General features: G+C 36.4%; 21 protein-coding genes and 2 pseudogenes. 11 read left to right on the top strand and 12 right to left on the bottom strand.

Features of this window, described 5'->3' with window-relative positions; genetic code table 11:
* Positions 1–198 precede the first annotated feature (198 nt).
* From NI461_RS12060 to NI461_RS12070, 3 genes are all read left to right on the top strand, one after another.
* Positions 199–1,773, top strand: a complete 1,575-nt coding sequence (locus NI461_RS12060) for a type I restriction-modification system subunit M (protein ID WP_253157406.1) — start codon at positions 199–201, stop codon at positions 1,771–1,773.
* Entirely contained in the window at positions 1,773–2,990 is a 1,218-nt protein-coding gene (locus NI461_RS12065; protein WP_253157408.1) for a restriction endonuclease subunit S, read from the top strand. Before NI461_RS12060 ends, NI461_RS12065 begins: the two co-directional genes overlap by 1 nt.
* Positions 2,991–3,118: 128 nt before the next feature.
* Positions 3,119–6,004, top strand: a complete 2,886-nt coding sequence (locus NI461_RS12070) for a type I restriction endonuclease subunit R (RefSeq protein ID WP_253157409.1) — start codon at positions 3,119–3,121, stop codon at positions 6,002–6,004.
* A 79-nt stretch (positions 6,005–6,083) separates the two neighbouring features.
* Here NI461_RS12070 and NI461_RS12075 read toward each other — a convergent pair whose 3' ends face one another.
* Positions 6,084–6,308, bottom strand: a complete 225-nt coding sequence (locus NI461_RS12075; protein ID WP_253157410.1) for a helix-turn-helix transcriptional regulator — start codon at positions 6,306–6,308, stop codon at positions 6,084–6,086.
* Positions 6,309–6,460: 152 nt separating this feature from the next.
* Here NI461_RS12075 and NI461_RS12080 point away from each other — a divergent pair, with 152 nt between their 5' ends.
* Positions 6,461–6,703, top strand: coding sequence for a hypothetical protein (locus tag NI461_RS12080; protein ID WP_180038288.1), 243 nt, complete (start codon positions 6,461–6,463; stop codon positions 6,701–6,703).
* Positions 6,704–6,872: 169 nt separating this feature from the next.
* Here NI461_RS12080 and NI461_RS12085 read toward each other — a convergent pair whose 3' ends face one another.
* Both NI461_RS12085 and NI461_RS12090 read right to left on the bottom strand, forming a co-directional pair.
* Positions 6,873–7,109, bottom strand: a complete 237-nt coding sequence (locus NI461_RS12085; protein WP_180038290.1) for a hypothetical protein — start codon at positions 7,107–7,109, stop codon at positions 6,873–6,875.
* Positions 7,106–7,735 (bottom strand): AAA family ATPase, encoded by a 630-nt coding sequence (locus NI461_RS12090; protein WP_180038292.1) that lies wholly within the window; start codon positions 7,733–7,735, stop codon positions 7,106–7,108. Before NI461_RS12090 ends, NI461_RS12085 begins: the two co-directional genes overlap by 4 nt.
* Before the next feature lie 451 nt (positions 7,736–8,186).
* Between NI461_RS12090 and repM the strand changes: the two genes are divergently transcribed.
* The gene (repM, locus tag NI461_RS12095; protein WP_253157411.1) at positions 8,187–9,101 is read left to right on the top strand and encodes a replication initiation protein RepM; all 915 of its coding nucleotides are present in this window, start codon (positions 8,187–8,189) and stop codon (positions 9,099–9,101) included.
* A 470-nt stretch (positions 9,102–9,571) separates the two neighbouring features.
* Here the strand turns inward: repM and NI461_RS12100 are convergent, their stop codons facing one another.
* Both NI461_RS12100 and NI461_RS12105 read right to left on the bottom strand, forming a co-directional pair.
* Entirely contained in the window at positions 9,572–10,465 is an 894-nt protein-coding gene (locus NI461_RS12100) for a restriction endonuclease (protein WP_253157412.1), read from the bottom strand.
* A gap of 131 nt (positions 10,466–10,596) precedes the next feature.
* The gene (locus NI461_RS12105; protein ID WP_004740252.1) at positions 10,597–11,208 is read right to left on the bottom strand and encodes a recombinase family protein; all 612 of its coding nucleotides are present in this window, start codon (positions 11,206–11,208) and stop codon (positions 10,597–10,599) included.
* A 305-nt stretch (positions 11,209–11,513) separates the two neighbouring features.
* Here NI461_RS12105 and NI461_RS12110 point away from each other — a divergent pair, with 305 nt between their 5' ends.
* Positions 11,514–11,801 (top strand): hypothetical protein, encoded by a 288-nt coding sequence (locus tag NI461_RS12110; RefSeq protein WP_070155740.1) that lies wholly within the window; start codon positions 11,514–11,516, stop codon positions 11,799–11,801.
* Positions 11,802–12,968: 1,167 nt separating this feature from the next.
* A complete protein-coding gene (locus tag NI461_RS12115) occupies positions 12,969–13,865 on the top strand; it encodes a replication initiation protein (RefSeq protein WP_253157413.1) in 897 nt (298 codons plus the stop codon).
* A 59-nt stretch (positions 13,866–13,924) separates the two neighbouring features.
* On the opposite strand, the gene NI461_RS12120 is transcribed toward NI461_RS12115, so the two are convergent.
* Positions 13,925–15,223, bottom strand: coding sequence for a hypothetical protein (locus NI461_RS12120; RefSeq protein WP_180038273.1), 1,299 nt, complete (start codon positions 15,221–15,223; stop codon positions 13,925–13,927).
* A 2,485-nt stretch (positions 15,224–17,708) separates the two neighbouring features.
* Between NI461_RS12120 and NI461_RS12125 the strand changes: the two genes are divergently transcribed.
* The gene (locus NI461_RS12125; RefSeq protein WP_176538539.1) at positions 17,709–18,260 is read left to right on the top strand and encodes a plasmid replication DNA-binding protein; all 552 of its coding nucleotides are present in this window, start codon (positions 17,709–17,711) and stop codon (positions 18,258–18,260) included.
* A gap of 189 nt (positions 18,261–18,449) precedes the next feature.
* Here the strand turns inward: NI461_RS12125 and ampC are convergent, their stop codons facing one another.
* Together ampC and NI461_RS12135 are read right to left on the bottom strand one after the other, a co-directional pair.
* Positions 18,450–19,616, bottom strand: a complete 1,167-nt coding sequence (gene ampC / locus NI461_RS12130; protein ID WP_253157414.1) for a class C beta-lactamase — start codon at positions 19,614–19,616, stop codon at positions 18,450–18,452.
* Between the two features lie 198 nt (positions 19,617–19,814).
* Positions 19,815–20,183 (bottom strand): annotated as a pseudogene (locus NI461_RS12135) (IS1 family transposase); the annotation flags it as partial.
* An 80-nt stretch (positions 20,184–20,263) separates the two neighbouring features.
* Here NI461_RS12135 and NI461_RS12140 point away from each other — a divergent pair.
* Positions 20,264–21,106, top strand: a complete 843-nt coding sequence (locus tag NI461_RS12140; RefSeq protein WP_002002480.1) for a carbapenem-hydrolyzing class D beta-lactamase OXA-58 — start codon at positions 20,264–20,266, stop codon at positions 21,104–21,106.
* A 33-nt stretch (positions 21,107–21,139) separates the two neighbouring features.
* Positions 21,140–21,423: pseudogene (locus NI461_RS12145) on the top strand (IS1 family transposase); the annotation flags it as partial.
* A 159-nt stretch (positions 21,424–21,582) separates the two neighbouring features.
* Here the strand turns inward: NI461_RS12145 and tet(39) are convergent.
* A complete protein-coding gene (tet(39), locus tag NI461_RS12150) occupies positions 21,583–22,770 on the bottom strand; it encodes a tetracycline efflux MFS transporter Tet(39) (RefSeq protein ID WP_004856455.1) in 1,188 nt (395 codons plus the stop codon).
* Positions 22,771–22,835: 65 nt separating this feature from the next.
* Between tet(39) and NI461_RS12155 the strand changes: the two genes are divergently transcribed.
* Positions 22,836–23,477, top strand: coding sequence for a TetR/AcrR family transcriptional regulator C-terminal domain-containing protein (locus NI461_RS12155; RefSeq protein ID WP_004787586.1), 642 nt, complete (start codon positions 22,836–22,838; stop codon positions 23,475–23,477).
* 519 nt (positions 23,478–23,996) lie between these two features.
* Here NI461_RS12155 and NI461_RS14325 read toward each other — a convergent pair.
* The 3 genes from NI461_RS14325 to NI461_RS12170 form a co-directional block, all read right to left on the bottom strand.
* A complete protein-coding gene (locus NI461_RS14325; protein ID WP_253157415.1) occupies positions 23,997–24,752 on the bottom strand; it encodes a restriction endonuclease in 756 nt (251 codons plus the stop codon).
* 77 nt (positions 24,753–24,829) lie between these two features.
* A complete protein-coding gene (locus NI461_RS12165; protein WP_253157416.1) occupies positions 24,830–25,156 on the bottom strand; it encodes a hypothetical protein in 327 nt (108 codons plus the stop codon).
* Between the two features lie 98 nt (positions 25,157–25,254).
* Positions 25,255–26,178 carry an Abi family protein gene (locus NI461_RS12170; RefSeq protein ID WP_086379330.1) on the bottom strand — a complete coding sequence of 308 codons (924 nt, stop codon included), beginning with the start codon at positions 26,176–26,178 and terminating at the stop codon, positions 25,255–25,257.
* Between the last annotated feature and the right edge of the window lie 140 nt (positions 26,179–26,318).

Raw genomic sequence — 26,318 nt, forward strand, 5'->3', positions numbered from 1 at the left:
GTTGGTAAGACAAAAAATTTGAGTAAAAAGCCCGCTTAACAGTGGGCTTTTTACTGTCTGCAATTTATTCATTTAACATAAAATCTCTTATTCGAAATTCATCATTTATCTACTTTCATAACCTAATAAACCTAATTTTTATAAGCAGATACTCGCTATACTTAAGTAAATTTAGGTATTACTAGAGATTCTTGCTTCATGACCCAGGTTCAACTTCAACAACTACAAAAACATCTTTGGAACATTGCAAACGACTTACGTGGAAAAATGGGAGCCGATGAGTTCCGTGACTACATTCTCGGCTTCATTTTCTACAAATACCTGTCAGAAAAAGCGATTTCTTTTGCCAATGAACTGTTGAAAGATGAAGGCCTTGCAGAAAAATACTATCAACTTGATGAAAATAACCCTGATCACGCTGAACTGATTGACGGCATCAAAGAAAACTCAGTTGAAGAAGTCGGTTATGCCCTAGCACCAAAACAACTGTTCCACACAATTGCTGAACGTGGTCGTCAGGGTGAGTTTATTCTTGATGAGCTTTCAAATACCTTGCGAGAAATCGAACGCAGTACTTTAGGTGCTGAATCTGAAGATGACTTTGCCAATCTATTTGAAGATCTAGACCTCAATTCTACTAAACTCGGCAACAATGCCAATGACCGTAATGAGTTAGTCAGCAAAGTACTGACCCATCTCGATAATATTGACTTCGATCTTAGTAATTCAGAGTCGGATGTATTAGGTGATGCATACGAATATTTGATTGGTGAGTTTGCTTCTGGTGCAGGTAAAAAAGCAGGTGAATTCTATACACCTCAAACCGTATCAACCTTACTTGCAAAGATTGTGACACAAGGCAAAGAACGCCTTCGTTCAGTCTATGACCCAACGTGTGGTTCAGGTTCATTGTTGTTACGTGTAAAACGTGAAGTTCAAGATGTTGATATGATTTACGGTCAAGAGATGAACCGTACCACCTACAACTTGGCACGAATGAACATGATTCTGCATGATGTTCACTTTGCTAAATTCGATATAAAGCAAGAAGATACTCTCACTCGCCCACAGCACATTGATCAGCGCTTTGAAGCCGTAGTCGCCAATCCTCCATTCTCAGCAAAATGGTCAGCAGATCCAATCTTCTTACAAGACGAACGTTTTAGCCGTTTTGGTAAGCTTGCACCAAGCTCAAAAGCAGATATGGCTTTTGTTCAGCACATGCTTCATCAACTTGATCACAATGGCACAATGGCCGTTGTACTTCCGCATGGGGTGTTATTCCGTGGTTCAAGTGAAGGCATGATTCGTCAGTACCTGATTGAAAAACTGAATGTCATTGATACCATCATTGGTTTACCTGCCAACATTTTCTATGGCACCTCAATTCCAACCTGTATCTTGGTATTGAAGAAAAACCGTGAGCATAACGGCAATATTCTGTTTATTGATGCCAGCAATGATTTTGAAAAGCAGAAGAACCAAAACAAGTTATTGCCTGAGCATTTGGATAAGATTGTTGCGGCATTTGAAAAGCGTGAAAATATTGAAAAGTATGCGCATGTGGCGACTTTACAACAAGTCAAAGACAATGATTACAACTTGAATATTCCACGTTATGTCGATACTTTTGAAGCGGAAGCCGAGATTGATCTGGATGCGATTGCCCAGCAGTTGGAGGCTTTAGAGGTTGAAAGTCAAAAGACTGATGCGGTGATTAGTGAGTTTTGCAAAGAGCTTGGGATTGCTTCGCCATTTGCGGAGGTGAAGTAATGGCTTCACCAAAGTTAAGGTTTAAAGAATTTGATGGGCAATGGAAAACTGTTCAGCTGAAAAATTGTATTGCATCAATGGATTCAGGTTGGAGTCCACAATGTGAGAGTTATCCAGCTGATTTAAATCAATGGGGAGTATTGAAGACAACTTCGGTTGATTGGAGTGGGTTCAAGGAAAATGCCAACAAGAGACTGCCAGATAATCTTGAACCAAGATTAGAAATTGAAGTTAAACCTGAGGATATTTTGGTAACTAGAGCAGGCCCTACTGAACGTGTGGGAGTGGTATCTGTTGTTCCAAAAAATGTACGCAGTCATTTATTAATTTCAGATAAATTGATTCGTCTTAAAAGTAATAATCAAAATGATCCTAACTTTTTGGGGATTAGTTTGGCATCTTCAAAATGTCAGAATCAATTACAGTCTAAGACTTCAGGATTAGCTAAGTCACAAACGAATATTTCACAAAAAATATTATTAGATGTTTCTTTACAAACACCGAATAAAGCAGAACAAACCAAAATCGCTTCTTTTTTATCGGCAGTTGATGAAAAGATTAGCCAACTCACCCAAAAACATGAGCTACTCAGCCAGTATAAACAAGGCATGATGCAAAAGCTGTTTAGTCAGCAGATTCGTTTTAAAGCTGATGATGGGAGTGAGTTTGGGGAGTGGGGGGACAAAAAGCTTGGGGATATTAGTAAAACTTTCTCAGGTGGTACTCCATCTAGCGCAAAGAAGGAATATTACGAAGGGAATATTCCTTTTATAAAATCAGGTGAAATTTCTGAAAAATATACTGAACAATTTATTAATGAACTCGCATTAAATAATTCTTCTGCAAAATTAGTGAAAAAAGGAGATTTACTTTATGCGTTATATGGAGCTACTAGTGGGCAGGTAGCTATTTCTCAAATAGATGGTGCAATAAATCAAGCTGTGCTATGTATTAGAAGCAACCTGAATACCATATATTTATTAAATTTCTTTTTACTTCAAAAAGATTCAATCCTGTCTACATATTTACAGGGTGGGCAAGGCAATTTATCAGCATCGATTTTGAAAGAAATCCAGTTGCCTGTACCTTGCTTAGAAGAACAAACCAAAATCGCTAACTTCTTATCTGCCATTGACCAAAAAATTAATGTAGTTTCAGAGCAGTTAGAGCAAGCTAAGCTTTGGAAAAAAGGGCTTTTACAGCAAATGTTTGTTTAAATATCTATCAAGCAAATCCAACCATCTGATTGAAAGTTTTGAGGGTAAAACATCACAGTATGTTTCGAGCTTCAATCAGATGGATTTCACTTAGATCACCGTAATTGAATAAAAAATTAGAGAAAGTAATGTCTGTACAAAGCGAAGCTCAACTTGAAAATGAACTCATTGAACAACTCAAACAACTAGGCTACAACCAGGTTGATGTTAAAGATGAGACTCAATTGCTGAGCAATCTGAAACTTCAAGTTGAACGCGCCAATGGCATCGCATCTTTTTCTCCAAATGAATGGGCACAAGTCCTGAATCATCTCAAAGCAGGGAACAGCTTCAACTGTGCCAAGGTCCTGCGTAATCGCTTTCCTGTGAACTTTGATGATGGATCTACACGCCACATTGATTTTTTATTCGCAGATCCTACGAAAAACATCTACCAAGTGACCAATCAGATTGCCATTGATCACAGTACGAGTAACGGTCACACAAGTCGCTTTGATGTCACCTTGCTGATCAATGGCCTACCTTTAGTCCAAATCGAGCTAAAACGCGCAGGTGTCGAGCTTCCTGAAGCCTTTAACCAAACCCAACGCTATGCCAAAGCTGCTTATGGTAGCGGAGCAGGTCTGTTTAATTACATCCAACTGTTTGTGATCAGTAATCGTGACCACACCCATTACTATTCAACAGGCACCAGTAATTTCGAATTTACCTTCCCTTGGGCAGATTTTGACAATAAGCACATCCATAAAATCGATATCTTTGCCGAAGCCTTTTTAAACCATCAGCACATCACCCAAATGCTGACCGAATACATGGTGATCCTGGAAGTTGAAAAGCGTTTGATGGTGCTGCGTCCATACCAAATCTATGCGGTACAACAGATTATTCAGCGTGTGCAACATTCAGAGCAAAATGGCTATATCTGGCACACCACAGGTTCAGGAAAAACCCTAACCTCTTTCAAAGCAAGTCAATTGATCATGCGCTTGCCTGAAGTTGAAAAGGTGCTGTTTGTTGTGGATCGTAGTGATCTCGATACCCAAACCGTGCGTGAGTTCAATGCCTTCAAAAAAGACAGTGTTGATACCACCAAGAATACAGGCACCTTGGTTACTCAATTGGGCCAAAAGCATGACAAACTGATTGTCACCACCTTACAAAAGCTCAATATTGCGATTAGTTCTGATCGTTATAGCGATCAGATTAGCTATCTCAAAGACAAAAAAGTGGTGATCATTTTTGATGAATGTCACCGTAGCCAATTTGGCGATACTCATCGCAATATCAAACGCTTCTTTAATCAGGCGCAAATGTTTGGTTTTACAGGAACGCCAATTTTTGAGAAAAATAGCCAACTGAAAATTGACTCAAAAGCAGTCACCACCAATGCCCTATTTGACGAATGCCTGCATAAATACGTGATTACGGATGCTATTCGTGATGGTAACGTCTTACCCTTCCAGATTGCCTATCTGGGCAAATACACCAGCAACGGCATCGAAAACAGCGACAGCTATGAAGAAGATGTAGAAGGAATTGATACCAAAGAGCTGTTTGATAACCCTGCTCGTCTCGAAATGATTACCCGATATATCCTGGATAATCACCATATCAAAACCAAAAATAAAACCTTCACCGCGATGTTCTGTGTCAGTTCCGTTGAAGTCCTGACCCAGTACTACGAACTATTTAAAAAAATACAGCAGGAAAAACAGCAACAAGCCGAAGAACAAGGTGGGATTTACACCCCATTGACCATTGCCACGATTTTTTCCTTTGCAGCCAATGAAGAACTCAAGGTCGAAGATCACAGTGGTTTAATTGAAGAAGAGTCTGCGGATATCCCGACCAAAATCAGCCAATCCAACCGAGATAAGCTCGATCAATACATTGCTGAATACAATGCCAAATTTGGCCAGAACTACAACTCAGGTGATGAGTTCTACGCTTACTACCGTGATATCGCCAATCGGGTACGAAAAAAAGAAATTGATATCCTGCTTGTGGTGAATATGTTCCTGACTGGTTTTGACTCAAAACCACTCAACACCCTGTATGTCGATAAGAACCTTAAATATCATGGCCTCATTCAGGCCTTTTCACGCACCAACCGTATTCTGAACGCAGACAAGCCGTTCGGTAATATCCTGTGCTTCCGTAACCTGAAACAAGCCACGGACCAAGCCCTCACCTTATTCTCAAACAAGGATGAAGCAGAAAAAATTGTCTTGATCCCAAGTTTCGACAGCATTAAAGAAAAATACAATGCTGCGGTTGCCCATTTACTCAGTATTGCCCCAGATCCTGATCAAGTACCCAATACGCTAGAAACTGAAGAACAGCAATTGGAATACGTCAAAGCCTTCCGTGAGGTAATGCGGATCAATGCACAATTGGAAAACTTTGTAGAGTATGACCAGGACGATACTGATTTAAACAAAGCAGAATTCCAGAAACATACCTCACAGTACAAATATCTGTACAACAATGTCCGTGTGATCCAGCCTAAAGACAAAGTATCGGTCCTCAATGACGTCAATTTCCAACTGGAACTGATCCACCGCGATACCGTGAATGTCGGTTATATCCTGAATTTACTGCAATCGGTGGTCAATCATAAAGATCCTGAAAAGAAACAGCAGTATCGTTCCCAGGTGCAAGATATCATTTCGACCAATCACAACTTGTATGACAAACAAGAGCTGATTCAAAAGTTCCTGGATGAAAACATTCCACGCATGGCCAATGGTCAAAGTGTTGAAGAGGCCTTTGCTCAGTTTTGGGATGTGGAAAAAGAAAAGGCCTTGGACGAACTGTGTCAAAAAGAAGCCATCAAGCCTGAGGTATTTAAAACGGTGCTTAGTCAATATGAATACACTAAACGCCTACCTAGCCGTGAAGATGTCAAAGACTTACCGATTACTCGTCCTAAGATCTCAGAACGGAATACCATGATGAATACCCTGGTTCTCAAAACTCGGAACTTTATTGAAAAATTCTATCGAGGTTTATAAGTACCTCAAAATAAAAAATGCCTGAACTTCAGGCATTTCATCATCACTCACAGCTTAAAACAATTAAAAAACGAGAGTCTTACTCTTTTGAATACGATTTAACTTTTTCAAAAACTGGATAGAAATCCAATCCCTCATCTTTCATCGTAGAAATCAACGCAACAATTACAGCAATATGTGTAGGCACGACACCTTGTTTACTGTAATTCGTAATTGAATTAGGTTTTATACCCAATAATTCAGCAAATTCTTTAATTGAAAGCCCTGCTTTACCGATAAGACGTTGAAATTCAGTATATGGCATTTGATTAAATTTATAGAAATGGTGTTTTGAAATTATAGCATAGGGTTACATTTACATAAAAACACATAAAAATATGTGGCAAACACATATTTTTATGTGTTATAAATAGCTTATCAACTAATCTATTTACTATCTTTATAGGAGAAATCATTATGTATTCATACCCTAATGCAAATACTGAAAAGAAAATTGCACTGATGATCATCAATGACTTTTTCATTCAAAAAGCAAATGAACTTTGGATTTTTTTACAAATCGATCAGTGTTTTAACGATTATGAAGCAACACTGATTTGGACTCGACGGTATCTAGAGGAACATCCTGAAGGTGAATACAGCGATATTCAAAAGGCATTCCTTTCTTGTTTCCCAGACAATTTCTTTAACTTCGACTAGTAATTTATGGATAGCCTTTTCTGTTTTGTAGCACTTTAAATCAGAATATAGGTCATACGAGAGAAAAAATTACATATAAAAAGCCCTTAATGATGAAGGGCTTTTTTTTACATCTAAAACGAATACTAATTAAAACCAAAATAAAATTAATTTAGTTTCAAATTAGTTTCTATTCTTCACTAAGTTTCTTCAAAGCAAAGCGGATAATTCCATTATGCGTTTGGCCATACTTTTCGGCCAATTCAACCAACAATTGATACTCATGTTCATTCATAGGAATTGTGTGTGTCTTGAATTTCCTAGGGGCTTTAGGATCTAGCTTTGTCACCTTTTGCTCATCTGCACCATTGATGAAAGAATCCATGTCAGGAGAGTTTGGTTTACTGATTTCTCTCTTCTTGATCATGCTAATAACTCCTTCATGAACGCCTCAAATTCGTCAACTGCTTTTGGGTTATTGGATTCAACTACACCTTTCCCTTCTGCTGCTACATCGCGATAAACCTTTCTGTCATGGATTACTGCAGATAAGGCCGTGAACGCAGGAAAATCTGCTAAATACTCATTTGCTTGTTGTACTTCTGATACAGATGGATTCGTAGGAGCTAAGGTGAGTAACCCAAATGGTTTGAGTTCTTCATTAAATGACTGTGCCTGATCTATGACTTCAGAAAGATGAGGTAAGGTATCCAGGTCAAATTGTGAAGGTCTAAATGGCACTACAAGATAATGAGCTGCCAACATTGCTGTTCTAAGCTCTTTACTGTCATGTCCTGCTACATCTACAACAACATAGTCATAACGGCTATCTAAGTCTTTCAGTGTGTTCTTGATGTCTCCATATCGTTGCACACAATGTACCTTAGGGAGATTTGTTTCATCTCTGTCCTTAACCCAGTTAGCTGAACTTTGTTGAGGATCTGCATCAACTAAAACAATGTCTTTGTTATGTTTAGCAAGATAAGTTGCTATATTGATGGCTATTGTGGATTTCCCACATCCACCTTTTTGGCTTCCAATTAAGATGATCATTTTACTTGTAATTTGTAACTAATTTGAATCTAATATAGTTATATTTTAGATTGATGTAAAGAATAGGTGAAAAATTACTAAATTCTTATTTAGTATAAGTCTACGTTTTCCCACCTATATGGAAATCGTTCTTTCATTTATCTTCATAACTGTAAATGGATACTCGTAAAACAAAAAATACTCTTAATTTTTAAACAATAACCGTTTTTATTTTTAAATACTTTTAATAATTTTATTTTTAAGACCTCTGCAAGCCTTATATAGCAAGCATTTCAGAGGTAATAAGTCTACGTTTTCCCACCTTTAAGTCTACGTTTTCCCACCTTTAAGTCTACGTTTTCCCACCTTTAAGTCTACGTTTTCCCACCTTTGAGTCTACGTTTTCCCACCTTGTGTCTACATGTATAATTGATGTATCCTAATACTATAATTAAAGGAAAAGATCCCAATAGTGAAAAATGATCTAGTCGTGAAGGATAACGCATTAATCAATGCTAGCTATAATCTGGATACAACAGAACAGAGACTGATTTTATTGGCAATTGTTCAAGCAAGAGAGTTAAGCAAGAATGTGGATGCGAATAGTGTTCTAGAGGTCCATGCTCATCATTACATGAAGCAATTCAATGTTGATAAGCACGCAGCCTATGAAGGGCTTAAAAATGCTGCTAGCAATCTCTTTGAACGCAAATTTAGTTACAAGGGTATCCATGAGGGAACTCAACAGGAAAAGATCGTCAAATCACGCTGGGTATCCAAAATAGCTTATGTGGATTCAGAAGGTATCGTAGAACTCACTTTTGCACCAGATGTCATTCCATTGATTACTCAACTTGAGAAGTCATTCACTGCTTATGAACTTAAGCAAATTAGTTCGCTTACAAGTAAGTATGCGATTCGCCTCTACGAGCTACTGATTCAATGGCGTAGTGTTGGAAAGACACCTATGTTTGATATTGATGACTTTCGCTTCAAGCTAGGATTAGCTGAAGGTGAATATGCGAAGATGGCGAACTTCAAGGTTCGAGTACTGAATATAGCATTAAACCAAATCAATGAACTGACGGATATCACAGCTTCTTATGAACAACACAAATTAGGGCGTACGATCAGCGGTTTCTCATTTACATTCACTGCTAAGCACCAACCTAAGGAAGTTATCCATACGAAGCCTAAGAAGCTTTCAGATAAGCAAATTCAGTTCTTTGCCAATAAGCTGGCTCACTATGATCCATTTGCAAGCCAAAAAGCTGCAGTAGGTGAAAGCTATGCTGATCTTGAGAAAAGACTTCTGGTTGAACTACAAGATGAGAAGTTCATTCAAAAGTACAATGAGGTATTTAAGGAACTTGGTTTAGAGGTATAAATACAACTAAAATACATCTAATTTAAAATCAATATAATTTTATTTTAGTTGTTATTTAGTGGTAGAAATTAGGCAGAGGCTGCAAGTCCTTTTGCCAAGTGCTCTGCTTACTCAAGTACAGTTTCTGTAGCCAGTAATGCCATATCATGTGGATAGTCATAATGCTTAAGCAAATGAGTGGCGGACGCCTAATATTCCAATTTTACAGTTGAAACTGCCTTATTTTTTTATTGCAGATACACTGGTGTGTATCACCCAAGTGGATGCTTTTGTCATTACCGCAAAAATCCACTACCTGGTACAATTTTTGGTGGGTGTTTTCCGATTAATATTTTGGTTGTTTTAGATAATAGACCTCTTGCGAAAGTATTATTTTTGACTATTTTAGACTTTGATATTTATTTAAAAATCAACGTTTATCACTGATTAAATTTTGACTAACGCAAGAGGTCTATAATACTGAAAAAGTCTTATTCATTAATATTTTCTTTAACCTTAGCTATCATTTCATCTATCAAACTATTCCACTCCGCCAATTGGCTATCATGTAATAACCAAACATTCTGTGACTCAGCTAATTGACGAGCTGACTTCGTATAATCATTATTAGTAACAACAACTGAGCCAACAGCCTCATAATAAGCTTGAGCTGAACTGACTTCTTGAACTGCTTTATTTCCAACAGGTTGACTATATAATTTACATTGAACTACAAACCTAAACTCTTCTTTTTGAATAATAATATCAGCACCTTGATCACCACTTTTAGACGTATTAAGAGCTGTCCAACCAAGATTCTCAAAAATTTCTGCTATAAGTTTTTCATATTCATAAGGATCTATATTAAAACCTTGAATTTCTTCATCATCGTATTCTTCTACATTTTCTTTATTTTCATGTAGATCATACCTAGCTTCATTTTCAACATATTCCTTTATTGTTTTAACTATATAATTAAAATTATCACCATAAAACTCATTCCAAAATGGACTACTCTCCATTTCTGCTTTCAAAGGAGCAGGAATTTTTAAATCTAAATAATTTTGAATTTTTACAATTCTATTTTTAGTAAACACATTTACTTCTTTTTCCCAATCAGATTCAATTAAATCTCCATAATTATCACGATAAATCAACTGATTCCTTCTCAATTTTAATTTATCTAAATAGCCCTCTGATTTAATATAAAAACAAATTACACTTGTCATAAATTGTTGATTAATGACTTCTAAATGATCAGAAAGTGTTTCTGGATCTACAGTACCTTTTGCTAAATAATAGAAATTAAAATCATTTTTAAACCATTCTTCATTCTTGCATAAATGAACAATTCGTTTTTTAAAAAAATTAGTTGCTGTTGTCATGAGTATTAACTCTTTAAATATATTTTAATATCCAAATAATCGCTTTATCAAAGCACTTTCTGTGCTAAGTATTTAACATAAAACCTATTATGCGTAAAAAGGTTGTAAGTCCAAAATAGAAATGTCCGCTTTTAGATAACTTTAGCAACTCGATAGACAGTTGCAACTCCACAATTCACTGCTTTGGCAATTTCCTCCTTAGTCATATTGCCAGCTGCTAGCAATTCTTTTATTCGTTTGTGCTTAGCCTCATTGGCTTTCTTACCTGTTGGCTTGTAACCCGAACGTGCCAGGCCCTGCTTAATACGTTCTATACGTTTCTCATTGTCTAGGCGAGCCATTGTTGCCAGGAGATCAATCAACATATTGTTGATGAGTTCCAGGATTGAATGAGTAATGCTGTCACTGGTTTGAATCATTTGGTAGGTAGTAGGAAGATCCGCTACGACTAAACGAAGTCCCTTCTCCTGGATCCTGCGCTTCAGCTCTTGAAAATCTCGTTGGGTTAGGCGTGATAAGCGGTCAATACTTTCAACTAACAAGGTGTCACCTTGATTTGCTTCTGACAGTAGCTTATTCAATTCAGGTCGGTCTAACTTCGTACCACTATAGTTTTCTACGTACACAATGGTTTCACCCAAATTCAAGTTTTGGTTTAGATCCTGAAGAATCTGCAAAGCCCTTTCTGCATCTTGATCTTTAGTTGAAGCTCGTAGATAAATACGTGTATTCATTTCTATCATTTAATCTTAATTCTATTAGATTAATGATAACACTATCATTTAATTATTACATTAAGTCTAATGATAGATACTGTATGCGATTTGGCTCGCTATCATTCAGCTATAGTCCAATGATAGAACACTAGTCATGGTTGTAGGGGCAGAGCGGGAACTTTGCCCCACTTTTATAACCAATTTGAAACAGTTGTTACTTCAACAAAGGATGACCTTGAGGGACCATCATTTTAATTTAGTTGCTATTTAATTGCTGATTAGTTGCTATTTAGTTGATATAATATCCTAAAGTTTAGGATATGGATATTTTAATGAGCGTTCAATCGAGATTATCAAAAAATGCGTGTAGATTAATAAAAGCCGCGCAGTCCATTATTTTTGTTCGCTGGCAAGCAGACAGCGGGACTCAAAAAGTCGTAGCACTGGCACAGATGGCGGAATGGCAGCACCCATTGATTCTATGTGCTGGCGATGGTTTTTGGGATGCTCATGACTTTGACAAAGCAAAGCGTTCTATCAAGCGACACAACAAAGGCATAATTTTTATTGATAGACGCGATTTTATTTTTAACGATCCGTTAGAGCTATCGAAGCTATAGCAGAGCTGACCGCAGAAAGAAAAAACTATACTCTTTTGATAAAAAAAGCATGACTAAAAGCCATGCCTTGGGTGTTCATTCTATACTCAACGTGAATTTCTTTGTTTTAGTCTGATGTGTACTGCAAGTTCCTTACTTTCGTTAAGATATTGGAGTAATGCATCGATAAAACCCCACCATTTGCGCTATAAGCCACCTTAAATTAATTTTGGTAGTCGGATATAGAAAAGAAGAAAAAATACCTCACAGATCAAAAGAGAGCAAAATACGATTATTTCCCATCACGACAGATGGTTTCTGTATCATCTAAATTCCGAGCGAGTGTCTACGAGCGACCACACCAAAATTTGTGTCTAAACTCTCTGAAAAACCGCTTTTAAAAACCTTTGCTTCAAAAAATCAGTAGATCAATTATTTGCACTTACTCCTAGATTGAGCAAAGCGAGTAAAAAACTCCTGAGCGAAGCGAAGTCATAGTCACTTTTTTTGCTTTTTTAGAATCTTCTCACCGTAGTAACCCAAAACTGCCCTTTAAACCGAGCTTTAGCGAGGTCAAAATGCCACGAGCTTTGGCGAGTGTCATAGGGCAGTTTTTACTCCCCTGCTCCTTTTTATTCTTTTAATAAGCTTTTAAAATACTTTTAGCCCCCCCTGTAAGCCATATATATCAATGCTTTCAGACTTTAAAAAAGTACTTTTGAGGGACTAACTAAGTACTTTTGAGGGACTTTTAGCTTCTAAAAAAGTACTTTTGAGGGACTAACTAAGTACTTTTGAGGGACTGAAAAGTACAATAAATATATTGTACTTTTAATGAGTAAATTAAAAAATATAGGTATATTTTGAGCGAAAATCCAATACCAAGTACATTCCAAACTAGATTCTTTGTTGCGTTTTGCTAAAAAAGCACAAAAAAAGACTCGAATTTTGATCTAAACCCAAAAACCAAGCACATTGTAGATCGGATACTGGATTGCATTTTATTAAAAAAAAGTACAAATAGGGGACTCAAAATTTGAGCAAAAACCCATAAAAAGTTCATTGTAGATTGTATACTTTTATAGACTTTCTGATCTTATATTGCTATTGTTAAGTACATTGTATCCATTGTACTTTTTTGATTTTAGCTTTATGAAAATAACAACTTACCCTCCATCATGGGTCGTAATGCAAAATAACATTCAAGAGTGTTTTAAAAGCATGAGTGTGAATGAAAAACGCCTTTTGATTCTTTCTAGCCCTCTTGCACGTACACAAGATGCTACGGAAAAAGACGCTATTATCATCACGGCAGAAGATTTTTCGAAAGAGTGTGGGATCACACAGCACTCAGCATACGCACAGCTAGAAAAAGCAAGTAAAGCATTGATTAAAAGATATTTTTCTTATCATAATGACAAAAACAAAAAGGTCTTATCTAATTGGGTAATTGACTGCACTTACGAATCAGGAGGGATTGCTATTCGCTTTCCCGAAGTTGTCTTATTTATGCTCAAAGAGTTTGACAAGGTAAATCCCTATACCAAGTACAAAAAAGACATCATACTGAAATTGAAAAAGGATTATTCTTTTGACATATATCATCTAGCTAAAAAATTTCAGGCAATGGGTAAATTTGAAATATCCCTAGAAGATTTTAAAAATGAGCTAGGCGTGCCCGATTCATACAATGACCTAAGCAACTTAAAAAAACGTGTAATTCAACCGTCACTAGATGAAATTACAGAACATACAGATATTAACGTAACCTACGAGAACGTAAAATCGGGGCGTTCTGTCGTTGGCTTCCGCTTTATAGTCAAGGAGAAGCCGAAGCTGAAAGCGATTGAAGGTCGAGATCCAAATACCGTTGATATGTTCTGCAAGATGACTGACAGCCAGATCAACACATACAGCTCGATTTTATCAAAGGTACACAGCATCAGTGACCTAGCAGGTAATAAGGACTACAAAGCTTTTGCGATATGGCTTGCAAGCATCCTTCGAGATCCAAGCTCTGTCCGTGAAGAAACAGCAAAACGCATCTTCAAGGCTTTACGGACTGAAACGGACTTTAAGGGCTGAATTTGATGATCTGCTAACCTCACCAAGATTTTGAAAAAATCCTGGTGAGGTTAGCAGATCTATTGCTTTTGATTTTTATGTATCCCACGGACTTTATCTTTCCACTTTAAAAACCTCTTTTGAACCAATAGATTCACACGTTCCTTACTAAGTTTTAACCGTCGATCATTGTTCTGTTGTTTGGTTCGTCTTGCAATTCGAGCTTGTCCTTTTTCATAAAATTTTAAAATGTCTTCTTCTCTTTTTTGCTTATACTTCTCGTCCATATCTTCACGATCTGCAAAGGTTTCAACAGCTTCATACAACTCGGCAAAGGAATGATACTTCCAATCGATACGGGTCGAATAAGATGCTTCTTTTTTTAAACGCTGAATATCAAAGGCTTCTGTGATCGGCAAATGTACTTTTTTCTGAGTAGCCCAAGCCCCTTTAGCTTTATGTGCTTGCCCTCGATTGAATTGCTTCTCAAGTTTCTGTATCACTTGCCCTACATCAGCCAAAGTACCGCCAAACATGGGAATGGTGTCAACCATGAAAGCTACATTAGAAATCGCTTCACGGTACTCAGAAGGCTCTAACCTTGCTTGACGCTTCATCACATCCTTAGTCGGCATATTCGCTTTTGATTGAGTAATCGTTTTTTTAATTAAATCCTTTTTAATCAATATCTTTTTATCAATCTCAACTTTGGCTACAGAAAATATTAAATCCATATAAACAGGCGTAAGATGCCAAGTCCATCGAGATCTACTGATTTTTCTAGGCGGTTTACCATGTTTTAAAGCCTGCTCATCTGCATATCTCTGCATCTGTTGCACCTTAGCTTTAGGATAATCCGATTTTTTAAGTTCTAACTTCACAACTGAATCGGCATTGTAGATATAAATTCTTTGTTTTTCATGCTCTAAGCTGTGAAATTCTTCCCGATTTTCTGATCCATCCCTTTCCTTGAAATCTTTTTTTATAAAGGCTTTCTGATAAGAAATCGCAAGGTTTTTCCTTTTCCGTGGAGTTGGTGCAGGCTCAACTTGTAGATCTGCAACGAGTTTTTGATACAGCAGGGAAATATCCCTAATTTCTTGAGGGAGAGTAATCAAAATACAAATAATGACCTGTCTTTTTTGCCTTAAATTTTGGTTGTACTGAATAACAAGGTGTCCATTACAGGCAAAATTTTTATTGTGTGTCGCAGAACCTAAACCAACATTGTACCGCTTAATTAAACTAGCAATTCCTTTCTCAGCTTGGTCAATATCGATAAATATTTTTCGATAGAAAGTCGCTTTTCCTTTGCTGACGCAATTCAAAATTGCTGACATAAAAAATTTGTTTGAAGTGGTGTAAAAAATCACTTTCATTTCCCCATTTGCTCACCAAGCAATAAAAAATTAAAAAGGTGTAATAGTGGAAATGTAATAATTTAAAAAATTTCAGGTATTACTTTTTTTAATAAATTTACATTTAAAAACAAATCCTTGCAAAGCAAGGATTTTAAAAAGAAAAGTCAGCGAAGCTGGCTTTTCTTACGAAGCGAAGCTTCGTGGCGGGGCAATCAGGGTGTAATCAAGTCGTTCCTGTAATTTGATGAAACTCTGATTGCCCCGCCCTGAATAGGGTGATAAATTCGGCTTGTTAAACCGTATTCTTTAAAAATTGGTTCTTCTTTTTTAGAAGTTAGGTCTAGCTCTTTGTTCAACAGGGAGCTACCAACTCCCTTTGCTTTTTTCTTCTTTGTAAAAATGTTTTGGGAGTCTGACTAACTTCTAAATTCATTGCTTTTTTGGCATGCAGGTTGGCGACCTGTATGTATCGAACGAATACGATCTACCTCAGCGTGAAGCGTACTGCCATGCCAAATGGCTCGGTATCGCAAACGAAGGGGGCTAAAAGGTGTCAGCGCAATATCATCTTTGATGGTGTTGCGTGTCAGCCTTTTTTCTATCCGTTCCAATTAGGTAGAAATGAGCCACCAATGCCTTTGTGCGAATGGTGGTTGGTACTTGGGCGACCATGAAACCATAATCGAAGCTGTAGACAATTGATTTATTGTCGATTCAGCCGTGTTTCTGTAGGGAAATTAACCGCAGATGCAATGCCACGAGAGGGAGTGTCACAGTGAAAGAGCAGAAGCTCGGGGATCTGTGGAAAGTAGATGATCATCATTAGGTCGAAACTTTTTGGTTGTGTGGAAAGACACAATCAGCACGAATAGCTCAACTCTAGCAGAACCTAAGCACTACGTTGTTTGTAGTGTAGGGGTGCGAGTGGGTATCAAGGGGATATAACTTTGTTTTTAATTCTTGCCAAGCCTGTTTACGGAACGACGACAGGGGAAATCGAAGATCAGTTGATTGATCGGGGAGTGGAATTAAGGGCTATAAGCTATCCGAAGGGTACATAGTAGATTTTGGTGTAAGTGTGGAAGATGGAGCTGTGACTGTAGTTATGATTTTTCATAATAGCCACTACAGTTGATTTTTTTAGTCAAAAGCTAAGAAAAACAGTTTTGATTTTAATTCTTGCGAATGTCTTCATTTGACGCAAAGCAAGCAAAGGATCATTTATCCATCGGGAGATCGGGAGAGTAGGCGGGGGCGAAACCCACTATTATTGGCGAATGCGTTAACTATCTTGGTTTTAGTAGTTTTACAACAAGATAGACAAAAATCGTACAAGTCAGTAGGACGAAAACTCGAGCGTGTGTGTAGTGAAAAAGCAAAAGAAGGACTGCAAGTAACCAATTTCAAAATAGGTGGTTTTGAAATGCTCAAATTAAGATTTGGTAGATCTTTAATCGAGTATGAAATGGTATTTCTTTGGTACTTGCAAAAAAAGCAAACGTAGTCGCTTGTCTTACAAGCAAAGTCTGACGCTTCCTCGTTCAGACCTTTATGATTTTAGGTAATAAAATCATCAGGATCTCAGTCCTGTAAGCATGAGAGAGTTATTCATCGGCTTTACCTTTTCGTTAAATAGATGAACTGTCAGAGATGGCAGAGTGGAATCCACACATATTCTGTGTAGCAATCCTCAGCTTTACGAGGACTATCCAACGAACTGTAAAATTTAACAGTATTAATTATGGAACGATTTTTTGTTGATTAGTCACCAACTTTCTATCCATCCCTCTAATCAATACATCCAAGATTAAAATCTTGATTAAATTAACATTTCATCAAATTAATCCACTCACTTTCTCAAGTGAATTGATTAATTCTAAACACATAGAGAGATCTATTGTTTTATCATTTTTTAAAGACCGTACTGCACCTTTGTAGTACGGTCTTTTCTATTTCCATGAGATAAAAAATAATTCACTCACAGATATTCACTTCCTCTCAAAAATGATATAGCGTTCTTCGGGTAGCTACTGGCAACAGGGCAGGTCTGATCCAAGACGTTGGCAGATAAAAAAATGTTGGGACTGTGAATTGTGTGGCAGATCCGAATATGGCACCTGTTAGCAAGAAAAAACCTACCAGACTTTAAAAACACACATAGGTTTGGATAGAAGAAATTTTTCGGAACCGCAATTCAGCAATGAATTGCGGTTTTTTTTGCTTATTTGAATCGTATTGAAACCACATTGAAAAAATTATTCGAAAACCCTACCCCCTGATAAAACTCCACCATTTGCGTTTTAAGCTACTTTTTAAAACCTATGGATCTATTAAAGGGGGAATGTCTATAAAAATCCAATACAGAGCAAATGAGGGTGATTTAAAGTGTTAAGGAGTTAATTCTTTTACTCAGATCAGAAAAGTAAGATTTAAATGACATTGTTAATTGAAATTGTTAAGTTAACAGTCAAGTATTAACACAGGTTGAAAACTGGTTTACATAATGAAAAAACTGTCAGTTTCAGAGTTGGCCAAGCTTTACGGATATTCAAGACAGGCCATATATGCACATATAAACAAAGGAAATTTATCTAAAGGATCTGATGGTTTAATTGACTTTACAGAAGCCTTAAGAGTTTTTGGGGAACCACAAAAAAAAGAGACTAGTGTCAATCAAAGTCAATCAATTAACAGTCAAAACTTGACAGAAGTTGACTTACTAAAACGTCAAGTTGACATACTGGAAAAACAGTTAAATCAGGCAGTGCTGAGAGAAAATCAATCGCTAGAACGTGAATCGTTCTATCAGGAACAAATCGAAGCTATGCAACGTCTACTGGAAGCCCCAAAACCGCCAAAAGTAGAAGATCCAACACCTGCTGCTGCACCTCAAGAAACGGTTGAATTAGCCAAAGAAGAAGCTCCAGTAGAAGCCGAGATCCAAACTCAGCCTAAAGATGACGGATTGACTACTTTGGTTGAAAAAGAAAATAAGCGGATTCCAGAGCCTGAGAAAAGGGGCTTTTGGAGCCGTTTTTTTAGACCCTATGATTAACCACGATTGTTTAACTAATATGAACAAAGTCGTGAAACATTGGTCAAAGAATAGGCGTGGAACGTGAAAAGTCATAAAAAAAGCCCACCTTGGGGAAGATGGGCTATCAACTAGAAACTACAGCATTGATTTCTATAGATAATTATAACGCATTTCGTATAAGGTGTATTATGTTAATTTTAGAAAAAGTTAACTGCTTTTTATCGTATTAAAGACTTTATAGGCTGCCTTTATGCGTTCTTCATTGGGAATCTTTTTATTCATCAACATCACAAGCCCAAAATTTTCTTCTGGAACAAAGAAAACATAAGTTCCAAAACCATTGGTAGAACCTGTTTTATGGAAAACTTTGGACTTTTCTTGAGTAGTTTCCTTTACAACTGGGTTTGATCGCATAACAACTTTTTCAGAATTACTTTCTTGTAAAATCGCTAAAGTTGTAGGATAAGAAAAAGTCTCCCACCCAAGTGCTTGTGTCATGTTCCCAAGCTTTAAATATCCTTTATGTGTTTCTAAAATAGCTTTCTTAAAATCAGAATTAGATTTTTCTGGATTCAAATTTGCATTTAAAAATTTAAGCATATCTGGAAGTGAAGATTTAACGCCATATGCTTGAGCATCTAAAGCGCCAGGGCTAACTCTAATAGGCTGATTCATCTGATCATAACCAAAAGCATAATGTTCTTTTTGTTCTTTAGGAACATTGATATAAGTATGGTTCATGTTAAATTTTGGAAAAATCACATTTTCTAATAATGATGTAAAAGGAACTTTCATTGATCTTGCTGTTATTTCGCCAAACAATCCTATACTTGGGTTTGAATATTGACGATATTGACCAGGGGGATTCTTGATATGCCAATTCTGGAAATATTCTAAAACTTGCTGATCTGTTTTTACATTATCTGGAAATTGTAATGGTAAGTTACCACTCGTATAAGTTACTAATTCTAGTAAGCTAACTTTGTTAATCTCTGATTTTTGTAATTCAGGCCAATATTTACTTGGATGATCTTGGAAAGATAGTTTACCTTGGCTCTTGGCGTAAGCACCTGCTGTTGCAGTAAAAATTTTACTTACAGAACCTAATTCAAAAATAGTCTGGCTATCAACCGCTTTATTATCGATATCAGATTGAATACCATAGTATTGTTCATGATTTCCCCCCTTATAAATAACACCTACTGCCATTCCTAACACGCCATATTTTTCCATAAGTGGCTTAAATGATTGATTGATTGTTGTCTCAATATTGTCCTTATTTTTTTCCACATCATAGGCATTAGAATAGGTGCTCAATCCTATAGCCAAAGTAAAGAAGCTAAGTCTAAAGCCTTTCTTAGTTACAGATAACATTCCTATTATTTCCATCAATTCCAAAAATCGCTATTTTGCCATCTATCTAGAATCTACTCTTTAGTAATTATATTAATTTCCATCCATTTAACATAATGGCTGTTATACGAAACGAGAGTGTTAGAACCCATTTAAAGTGTCTATATTCTCACCAATAAAAATGTCCGGTTTCTCCGAGGTAAAATATGACTTTTGAACAAAAATAAGCCATTGTTTATTCTTTTTATTTCCAACAAAATTCCAGAACTCATCTACTTCGAGAGATTCATAATGACTTTGCTGAGGCTGAATTTCATAGGTTGATTCAGTTAAAGTACGTAAAACTTTATCGATACTGATGCGCTCAACTTCAGCAATATCTCGTATACCGCTGCCTCTGACCATCAACTGTAATATTTTACGAGTAATACCTGACTTACATCCTAGATAGCTCAGTGCATGATCACCAATAAACTGACGTTTACAGTCTTTGCACTGATAGTTTTGTTTCCCATCTACTTTGATACCATTTTGCTTTATACTCTCACTGAGGCAGGTTGGACATTTGATTGCTAGAGTTATTTGCATTTCTCTATTTTATCAAAATCCAATCGGCTTTTTCTTCAGCATACTTTTTGAAACACTACCAAATTTTAAAGTTGTATATCATGAAATTATTAAAAATATTGAGTTTAGTTTGCTTAAGCATAAGTATTGGGGCTTGTGCTGAGCATAGTATGAGTCGAGCAAAAACAAGTACAATTCCACAAGTGAATAACTCAATCATCGATCAGAATGTTCAAGCGCTTTTTAATGAAATCTCAGCTGATGCTGTGTTTGTCACATATGATGGTCAAAATATTAAAAAATATGGCACGCATTTAGACCGAGCAAAAACAGCTTATATTCCTGCATCTACATTTAAAATTGCCAATGCACTAATTGGTTTAGAAAATCATAAAGCAACATCTACAGAAATATTTAAGTGGGATGGAAAGCCACGTTTTTTTAAAGCATGGGACAAAGATTTTACTTTGGGCGAAGCCATGCAAGCATCTACAGTGCCTGTATATCAAGAATTGGCACGTCGTATTGGTCCAAGCTTAATGCAAAGTGAATTGCAACGTATTGGTTATGGCAATATGCAAATAGGCACGGAAGTTGATCAATTTTGGTTGAAAGGGCCTTTGACAATTACACCTATACAAGAAGTAAAGTTTGTGTATGATTTAGCCCAAGGGCAATTGCCTTTTAAACCTGAAGTTCAGCAACAAGTGAAAGAGATGTTGTATGTAGAGCGCAGAGGGGAGAATCGTCTATATGCTAAAAGTGGCTGGGGAATGGCTGTAGACCCGCAAGTGGGTTGGTATGTGGGTTTTGTTGAAAAGGCAGATGGGCAAGTGGTGGCATTTGCTTTAAATATGCAAATGAAAGCTGGTGATGATATTGCTCTACGTAAACAATTGTCTTTAGATGTGTTAGATAAGTTGGGTGTTTTTCATTATTTATAAGAATTAGAAGTTTGAGGTTAATCTATTTTTGGTAGTGTTTCAAAAAGTATGCTGAAGACAAAGCTTAAACAATTAGATATTCACTACACCCGAATTGCAAGTGATCATTGGGACAGTTTCATCACTGCTTTTAAAAATGGTAAGCAAAGTATTGGTAAATTTTTTACTGTAGGTATTGAAGGCAATAATTGCAAAATAAGGCATAGAATTAGGCGTAGCTTCAGAAGAAGCTGTAATTTTTCAAAAAAGCTTGAAAACCATTTTAAAGCTTTTGATTTAGCCTTCTTTTCTTTTACATCAATAATGGCTTCATTTAAAGGCAGCATACTTTTTGAGGCACCACCAATTTTATGTTAAGTAGAGACTAAAAATGCCCTTGATTAAGGGCTTACAAGGGCATTTCGTATAAGGTGTATTATGTTAATTTTAGATAAACTATAGAATCCATTAGTTTTTAAACCAATAAATTAAATATTTTATGGAACTCCAGAATATTTATTCAGGCGATACTTAAGCAATAAGGGTAGGGTGATTACATAAAGTATTGCAGCTAATGCCCATACCATTCCAGGAGCTGATGCCTGAGTCATAAAATAGAGGCTAGTAACTAATACAGGACCAATTATAGCCCCCAGACTATTAAAACTGCTTAATAGCCCTTGTAATTCACCTTGTCTTTCATCACTAATACCTCTGGACATCATTGCTTGCAAAGCAGGAACGGCTACTCCACCAAGGGCAAACAATGGTAACAACGCAAAAGGCACCCATTCTTCAACAGCAATAGATAAAAGAAGTAAACCAATTGCATCGCAAGCTATTCCACATAACAACGTATTTTTCTCTCCAAACCTCTTTACCATAGGGGCGATAGCAAAAGCCTGTGCAATAGAATGGCATATTCCATAACTAGCAAGGGAAACACCTGCAATAAATATACTCCAGCCATAACGATCCTGCCCATAGATAACCCATAAAGTTGCGGGGACTTGTGAAACCAATGTGATAATTAAAAAGATACCAAGCAATGGAGCCATATTAGGTTGAGTGATCAAATAGGATAATTTCTTTAATATTGATTGCTCCTGAACCTTCTCAGTCATTTTATTGCTGTGTTTTGATTCTTTTAATAAGACTGCTGTCATTATTAAATTAATCCCATTCATAAAAGCAGCAGCAAAGAACGGTGCATGTAAGTTCCATTCACCCAAAACTCCACCTATTACCGGACCCGCTATAAACCCAATACCAAAGACAGCTCCAAGGAGACCAAACCTTTTTGCACGCTCATGGGCTGGAGTAATATCTGAAACATAAGCTGTTGCAACAGCCATGTTGGCACCTGTAATTCCCGCAAAAATACGACCAATATATAGCCACAATAGAGAAGGAGCAGCAGCCATTAGGAGATAATCAGCCGTTGCACCAGCAATTGAAATAATTAATACAGGTCGACGTCCAAATCGGTCACTCAACGCTCCAAGGATAGGTGCAAAAATGAACTGCATCAGAGCATACACAGCTAATAAAGCACCATAGTGAACACCGCCTGCTTCAGCTCCAGCCAATGACCGTAATAATTCAGGCAAGATCGGCATAATTAAACCAATCCCAACAGCATCCAGAAATATAGTGATTAAAATCACGCTCAATGATTTCTTCACAAATGCCTTCTCTAGCAATGATAGAATTAATATTCTCTCACACACTCCCTATCAGTGATAGATTTATGAGTAAAAAAGATATTGCACCTCAACGTCTGACACGTGAAATAGTCCTGCGTACCGCATTGGATATGTTGAATGAAGAAGGCATAGATTCAATAACCACACGCAAGCTAGCTCAACGATTGGGTATTAAATCTCCAACTCTATATTGGCATTTCAAGAATAAATCCTTGTTAATGGAAGCAATGGCGGAAACCATTATAAATGAACACCATTTAGTTTCTTTACCCATCGATGGGATGACATGGCAAGATTGGTTGCTCGCTAATTCTGTAAGCTTTCGTCGAGCACTACTAGCTTACCGTGATGGTGCTCGTCTACATGCAAGAACTAGCCCCAGTCAAGGACATTTCAACACGATTGAGGCCCAAGTTGCGCTGTTATCTCATGCTGGGTTTTCTCCTGTTGAAGCAGTTGCATTACTTATGACATTAGGAAGGTTTATTGTTGGGTGGGTCCTTGAGGAGCAGCAAGAAGAAATAAGATCAGACCCACCATTCGAAGCCGATCCAACTATATATCCACTCATGCTCCAAGGAGTGAATACCTTACAAAATATGAATGCGGATGACATTTTTGAAAATGGGATTCGTATGGTGATTATCGGTGCTGAAAGACAACTTGATATTAAAATGCAAACTTAACTCTATACTGCTTTAAGCAACTGTTCTATTTAGTAATAAAGCTTTTATCCTTAATTATTTAACATAATGGTGGTTATACGCAATACACTTGTATATTAATATAAATATCAATTACTTATTCAAATCAGAAAAATTCTAAAATGACCAAAAAGCCGATTTTGAAACAAATCGGCTTTTTATTGAACGAATTTGTCACTTTCAGCCAATAAAATCGATCAAAAAACGCTCAAACTTCACTTTTTCCCTGATAACGCAATACATCCAGTCCCGAAACTATCCGCAATTTCTGCGGATAAACCTTGGGGTAAGTTTTGGATATTTTTTGTACGCTCAGGCTGACATGAATTAGGGACAATTACGTCTATGTCGCCCCCTGATTTTTTCCATATGATGGAATTATGGAGTACAGGATACTCCAGCACATAAAACAATAATGATAAGTGCAACAGGTACTAAAATTAATCAACCACATACGAAAAAGCCCGACAAAAATGTCGGGCATTTTTATTATTAGATTTATTAGTACTTACTTAGCATATCTTTTAAATCATTATAATCTTTTAGATCAAGACTATTCTCAACTAGCTTGGCTTCATCACGCGCATCTTTTGTAAAAAATCCTGTTGTGACGATAACACTCTTATTCGCATTTCGCATGTGATGAACACCAACGACACTACGAATAATATCTACACTAACTTTATTGTCAGGTGCGTACCGTTTACACTCTATATGCGTTAAATAACTAGAAATGCCTGTTCTAATATACGCAATAATATCTCTACCACCATCACGAGTTGCTGGTGTCAATTCAACATCAAACCCCATATCTTTAATAATACTAGCAACTAATTCTTCAAATTTTCGAGATGAAAGCTGATAAAGGTCTTCAGGATTTTTTTTGAAGTATGCCTTAATATGATTATCAATTGACATAATTTCTATTTTGGGTAGATCTAAAACGCCATTTTTATCTTCATATAACTCATCCTTAACTTCTCCAGATGACTCAATATGAAGCATTTTTGTACGCAGCTCGTTATTGGCATCTGATTGACTACCTATACTTGTACCTACATCTTGAGGTCTATAGTTACCATCTTCTTCTTTTGCAAGAATTACATATCCCCAGTCTTTATCAATATTGTCCAGAAGAAGAACGCCAACAAGATCTAAGGTATTACTTTTATACCAAGCAATTTCTCTTGTCATTCCCGTATATGTTTTAGTCACATATTTAGAAAACTCACTTTCTGTTATTAACTCAATAGACACTTTTTTTACCTAATTAATTAATTTTTTATATAAAAAATAAGCAGCTTGGTAAGCTGCTTACTTAAATTCAATACGAATTAATATTCGTCGAAATCCTGCTCTGGTTCATACTCTAGATCCACTTGGAAATCTTTTGACAAATTAAGTCCATTAGTTTGATGATCTATATAATTAAGCACCCCTTCTGGATACTCATATACCAACCATCGAACTTCTTCACTATTTACATAAGCAGTGCCAATATGTACATATTCCGTCCCCATTTGTCTATCTGGATCATGTACCTCGATGTCCCATTCTACTTCATCAGGGGAAATACTAATTTCTTCATATTCAATGTCCCCATCTTCATTTTCTACTTCTACTTCAAAAATAGCTATACCACTTAAATTCACTGCTGCCATGTTGGTGCCTTCTCTGTAATCACTGCATAGTTTTTATGACGGGTAAACCTTTAAAATTCAATAGTAAAATAGCAATTTACAACAATTTCTTCACGTTATTACTTATTAAAAGTATTGTAACTATTATTTAAGTAGCAAATGACATAACTCTCTAAATTACCGCTGTTACTCCGATATACTTGGAAACTGTCAATTTTTAACAATAAAAAAAAGCTTTTCCAATTTTTAGATTGCTCAATAGCTAGGCTACACTGCGGATCAATATCACGAACAAGATCTAACAAACTTAACAATAATATTTTCAGGCTATTAATCATCTGATTTACAGTTCTGGGATAAAAGTCAGCATGTCCTACTACGGGCTCTGGTATTCGCATAATACTATCGTGATGACCAATACGATTTCTAAATGACTTAATTCTATTTAATGTATCTAAGATACTTTTTAAATGATTTAAATCAAAACCTTTCGTAGAGTGGGGAAATATTTCTTTCAGATATGGATTTATTAAGCTTCCTTGTTTCAACCGTTCCAAACGTTTGAGTAGACTCACCCAAAAGCCAAAACTAACGGATGCAACTAGATCATCATGAGTGAACGAAGTTTTTCCTTTCTCTATATATTCACAAATTAGGTTTATAAAATTTTGTCTATCTTTTTTACTTAATTGAAATGATGAATGTAGATTATAATTTCTAGCATCAGGATAAAAATCCTTTCCTACCTGTTGGGCACTGAGCATATCTCGTTGAAGTTTATTAACTAAATTTTGTTGCTGACGACTGTCTACAATCCAATCATCCTGATTTGGATAACAATTCAAAGAGGCCATGGCTTTATGAATTTTACTGCGAAATATGACTTCAAAATCACATAAAATTAAAAATGCTTCAGCAGCTAAATCCTGATGCCACTGATAGACTCCTTGTGTCTCACTTTCAGAATTAACATTAAAAAAAATTTGATAGGTCTGTTTTCTAGGTATTGGAATAAGTAATGACATTAAGGTAAATAATTGCATTCAATTCAAAATTGCGTTAAATTGTACACGTTAAGTCTTATTAATTACGGTTGGTAAGACAAAAAATTTGAGTAAAAAGCCCGCTTAACAGTGGGCTTTTTACTGTCTGCAATTTATTCATTTAACATAAAATCTCTTAT

Origin of the sequence: Acinetobacter sp. S4400-12 (assembly GCF_024129495.1) — a bacterium.
Lineage (GTDB): Bacteria > Pseudomonadota > Gammaproteobacteria > Pseudomonadales > Moraxellaceae > Acinetobacter > Acinetobacter lwoffii_C.

What these genes read in the sequence shown, in the direction of transcription:
- NI461_RS12080 (WP_180038288.1), top strand. Translation starts at nt 6,461, where the DNA reads ATGTATTCATACCCTAATGCAAATACTGAAAAGAAAATTGCACTGATG.
- NI461_RS12065 (WP_253157408.1), top strand. Translation starts at nt 1,773, where the DNA reads ATGGCTTCACCAAAGTTAAGGTTTAAAGAATTTGATGGGCAATGGAAA.
- ampC (WP_253157414.1), bottom strand. Translation starts at nt 19,616, where the DNA reads ATGTTATCTGTAACTAAGAAAGGCTTTAGACTTAGCTTCTTTACTTTG.
- NI461_RS12125 (WP_176538539.1), top strand. Translation starts at nt 17,709, where the DNA reads ATGAAAAAACTGTCAGTTTCAGAGTTGGCCAAGCTTTACGGATATTCA.
- NI461_RS12140 (WP_002002480.1), top strand. Translation starts at nt 20,264, where the DNA reads ATGAAATTATTAAAAATATTGAGTTTAGTTTGCTTAAGCATAAGTATT.
- NI461_RS12090 (WP_180038292.1), bottom strand. Translation starts at nt 7,735, where the DNA reads ATGATCATCTTAATTGGAAGCCAAAAAGGTGGATGTGGGAAATCCACA.
- NI461_RS12115 (WP_253157413.1), top strand. Translation starts at nt 12,969, where the DNA reads ATGCAAAATAACATTCAAGAGTGTTTTAAAAGCATGAGTGTGAATGAA.
- NI461_RS12165 (WP_253157416.1), bottom strand. Translation starts at nt 25,156, where the DNA reads ATGGCAGCAGTGAATTTAAGTGGTATAGCTATTTTTGAAGTAGAAGTA.
- NI461_RS12100 (WP_253157412.1), bottom strand. Translation starts at nt 10,465, where the DNA reads ATGACAACAGCAACTAATTTTTTTAAAAAACGAATTGTTCATTTATGC.
- NI461_RS12110 (WP_070155740.1), top strand. Translation starts at nt 11,514, where the DNA reads ATGAGCGTTCAATCGAGATTATCAAAAAATGCGTGTAGATTAATAAAA.
- NI461_RS12120 (WP_180038273.1), bottom strand. Translation starts at nt 15,223, where the DNA reads ATGAAAGTGATTTTTTACACCACTTCAAACAAATTTTTTATGTCAGCA.
- NI461_RS12085 (WP_180038290.1), bottom strand. Translation starts at nt 7,109, where the DNA reads ATGATCAAGAAGAGAGAAATCAGTAAACCAAACTCTCCTGACATGGAT.
- NI461_RS12170 (WP_086379330.1), bottom strand. Translation starts at nt 26,178, where the DNA reads ATGCAATTATTTACCTTAATGTCATTACTTATTCCAATACCTAGAAAA.
- NI461_RS12155 (WP_004787586.1), top strand. Translation starts at nt 22,836, where the DNA reads ATGAGTAAAAAAGATATTGCACCTCAACGTCTGACACGTGAAATAGTC.
- NI461_RS12105 (WP_004740252.1), bottom strand. Translation starts at nt 11,208, where the DNA reads ATGATAGAAATGAATACACGTATTTATCTACGAGCTTCAACTAAAGAT.
- NI461_RS12060 (WP_253157406.1), top strand. Translation starts at nt 199, where the DNA reads ATGACCCAGGTTCAACTTCAACAACTACAAAAACATCTTTGGAACATT.
- NI461_RS12075 (WP_253157410.1), bottom strand. Translation starts at nt 6,308, where the DNA reads ATGCCATATACTGAATTTCAACGTCTTATCGGTAAAGCAGGGCTTTCA.
- NI461_RS12070 (WP_253157409.1), top strand. Translation starts at nt 3,119, where the DNA reads ATGTCTGTACAAAGCGAAGCTCAACTTGAAAATGAACTCATTGAACAA.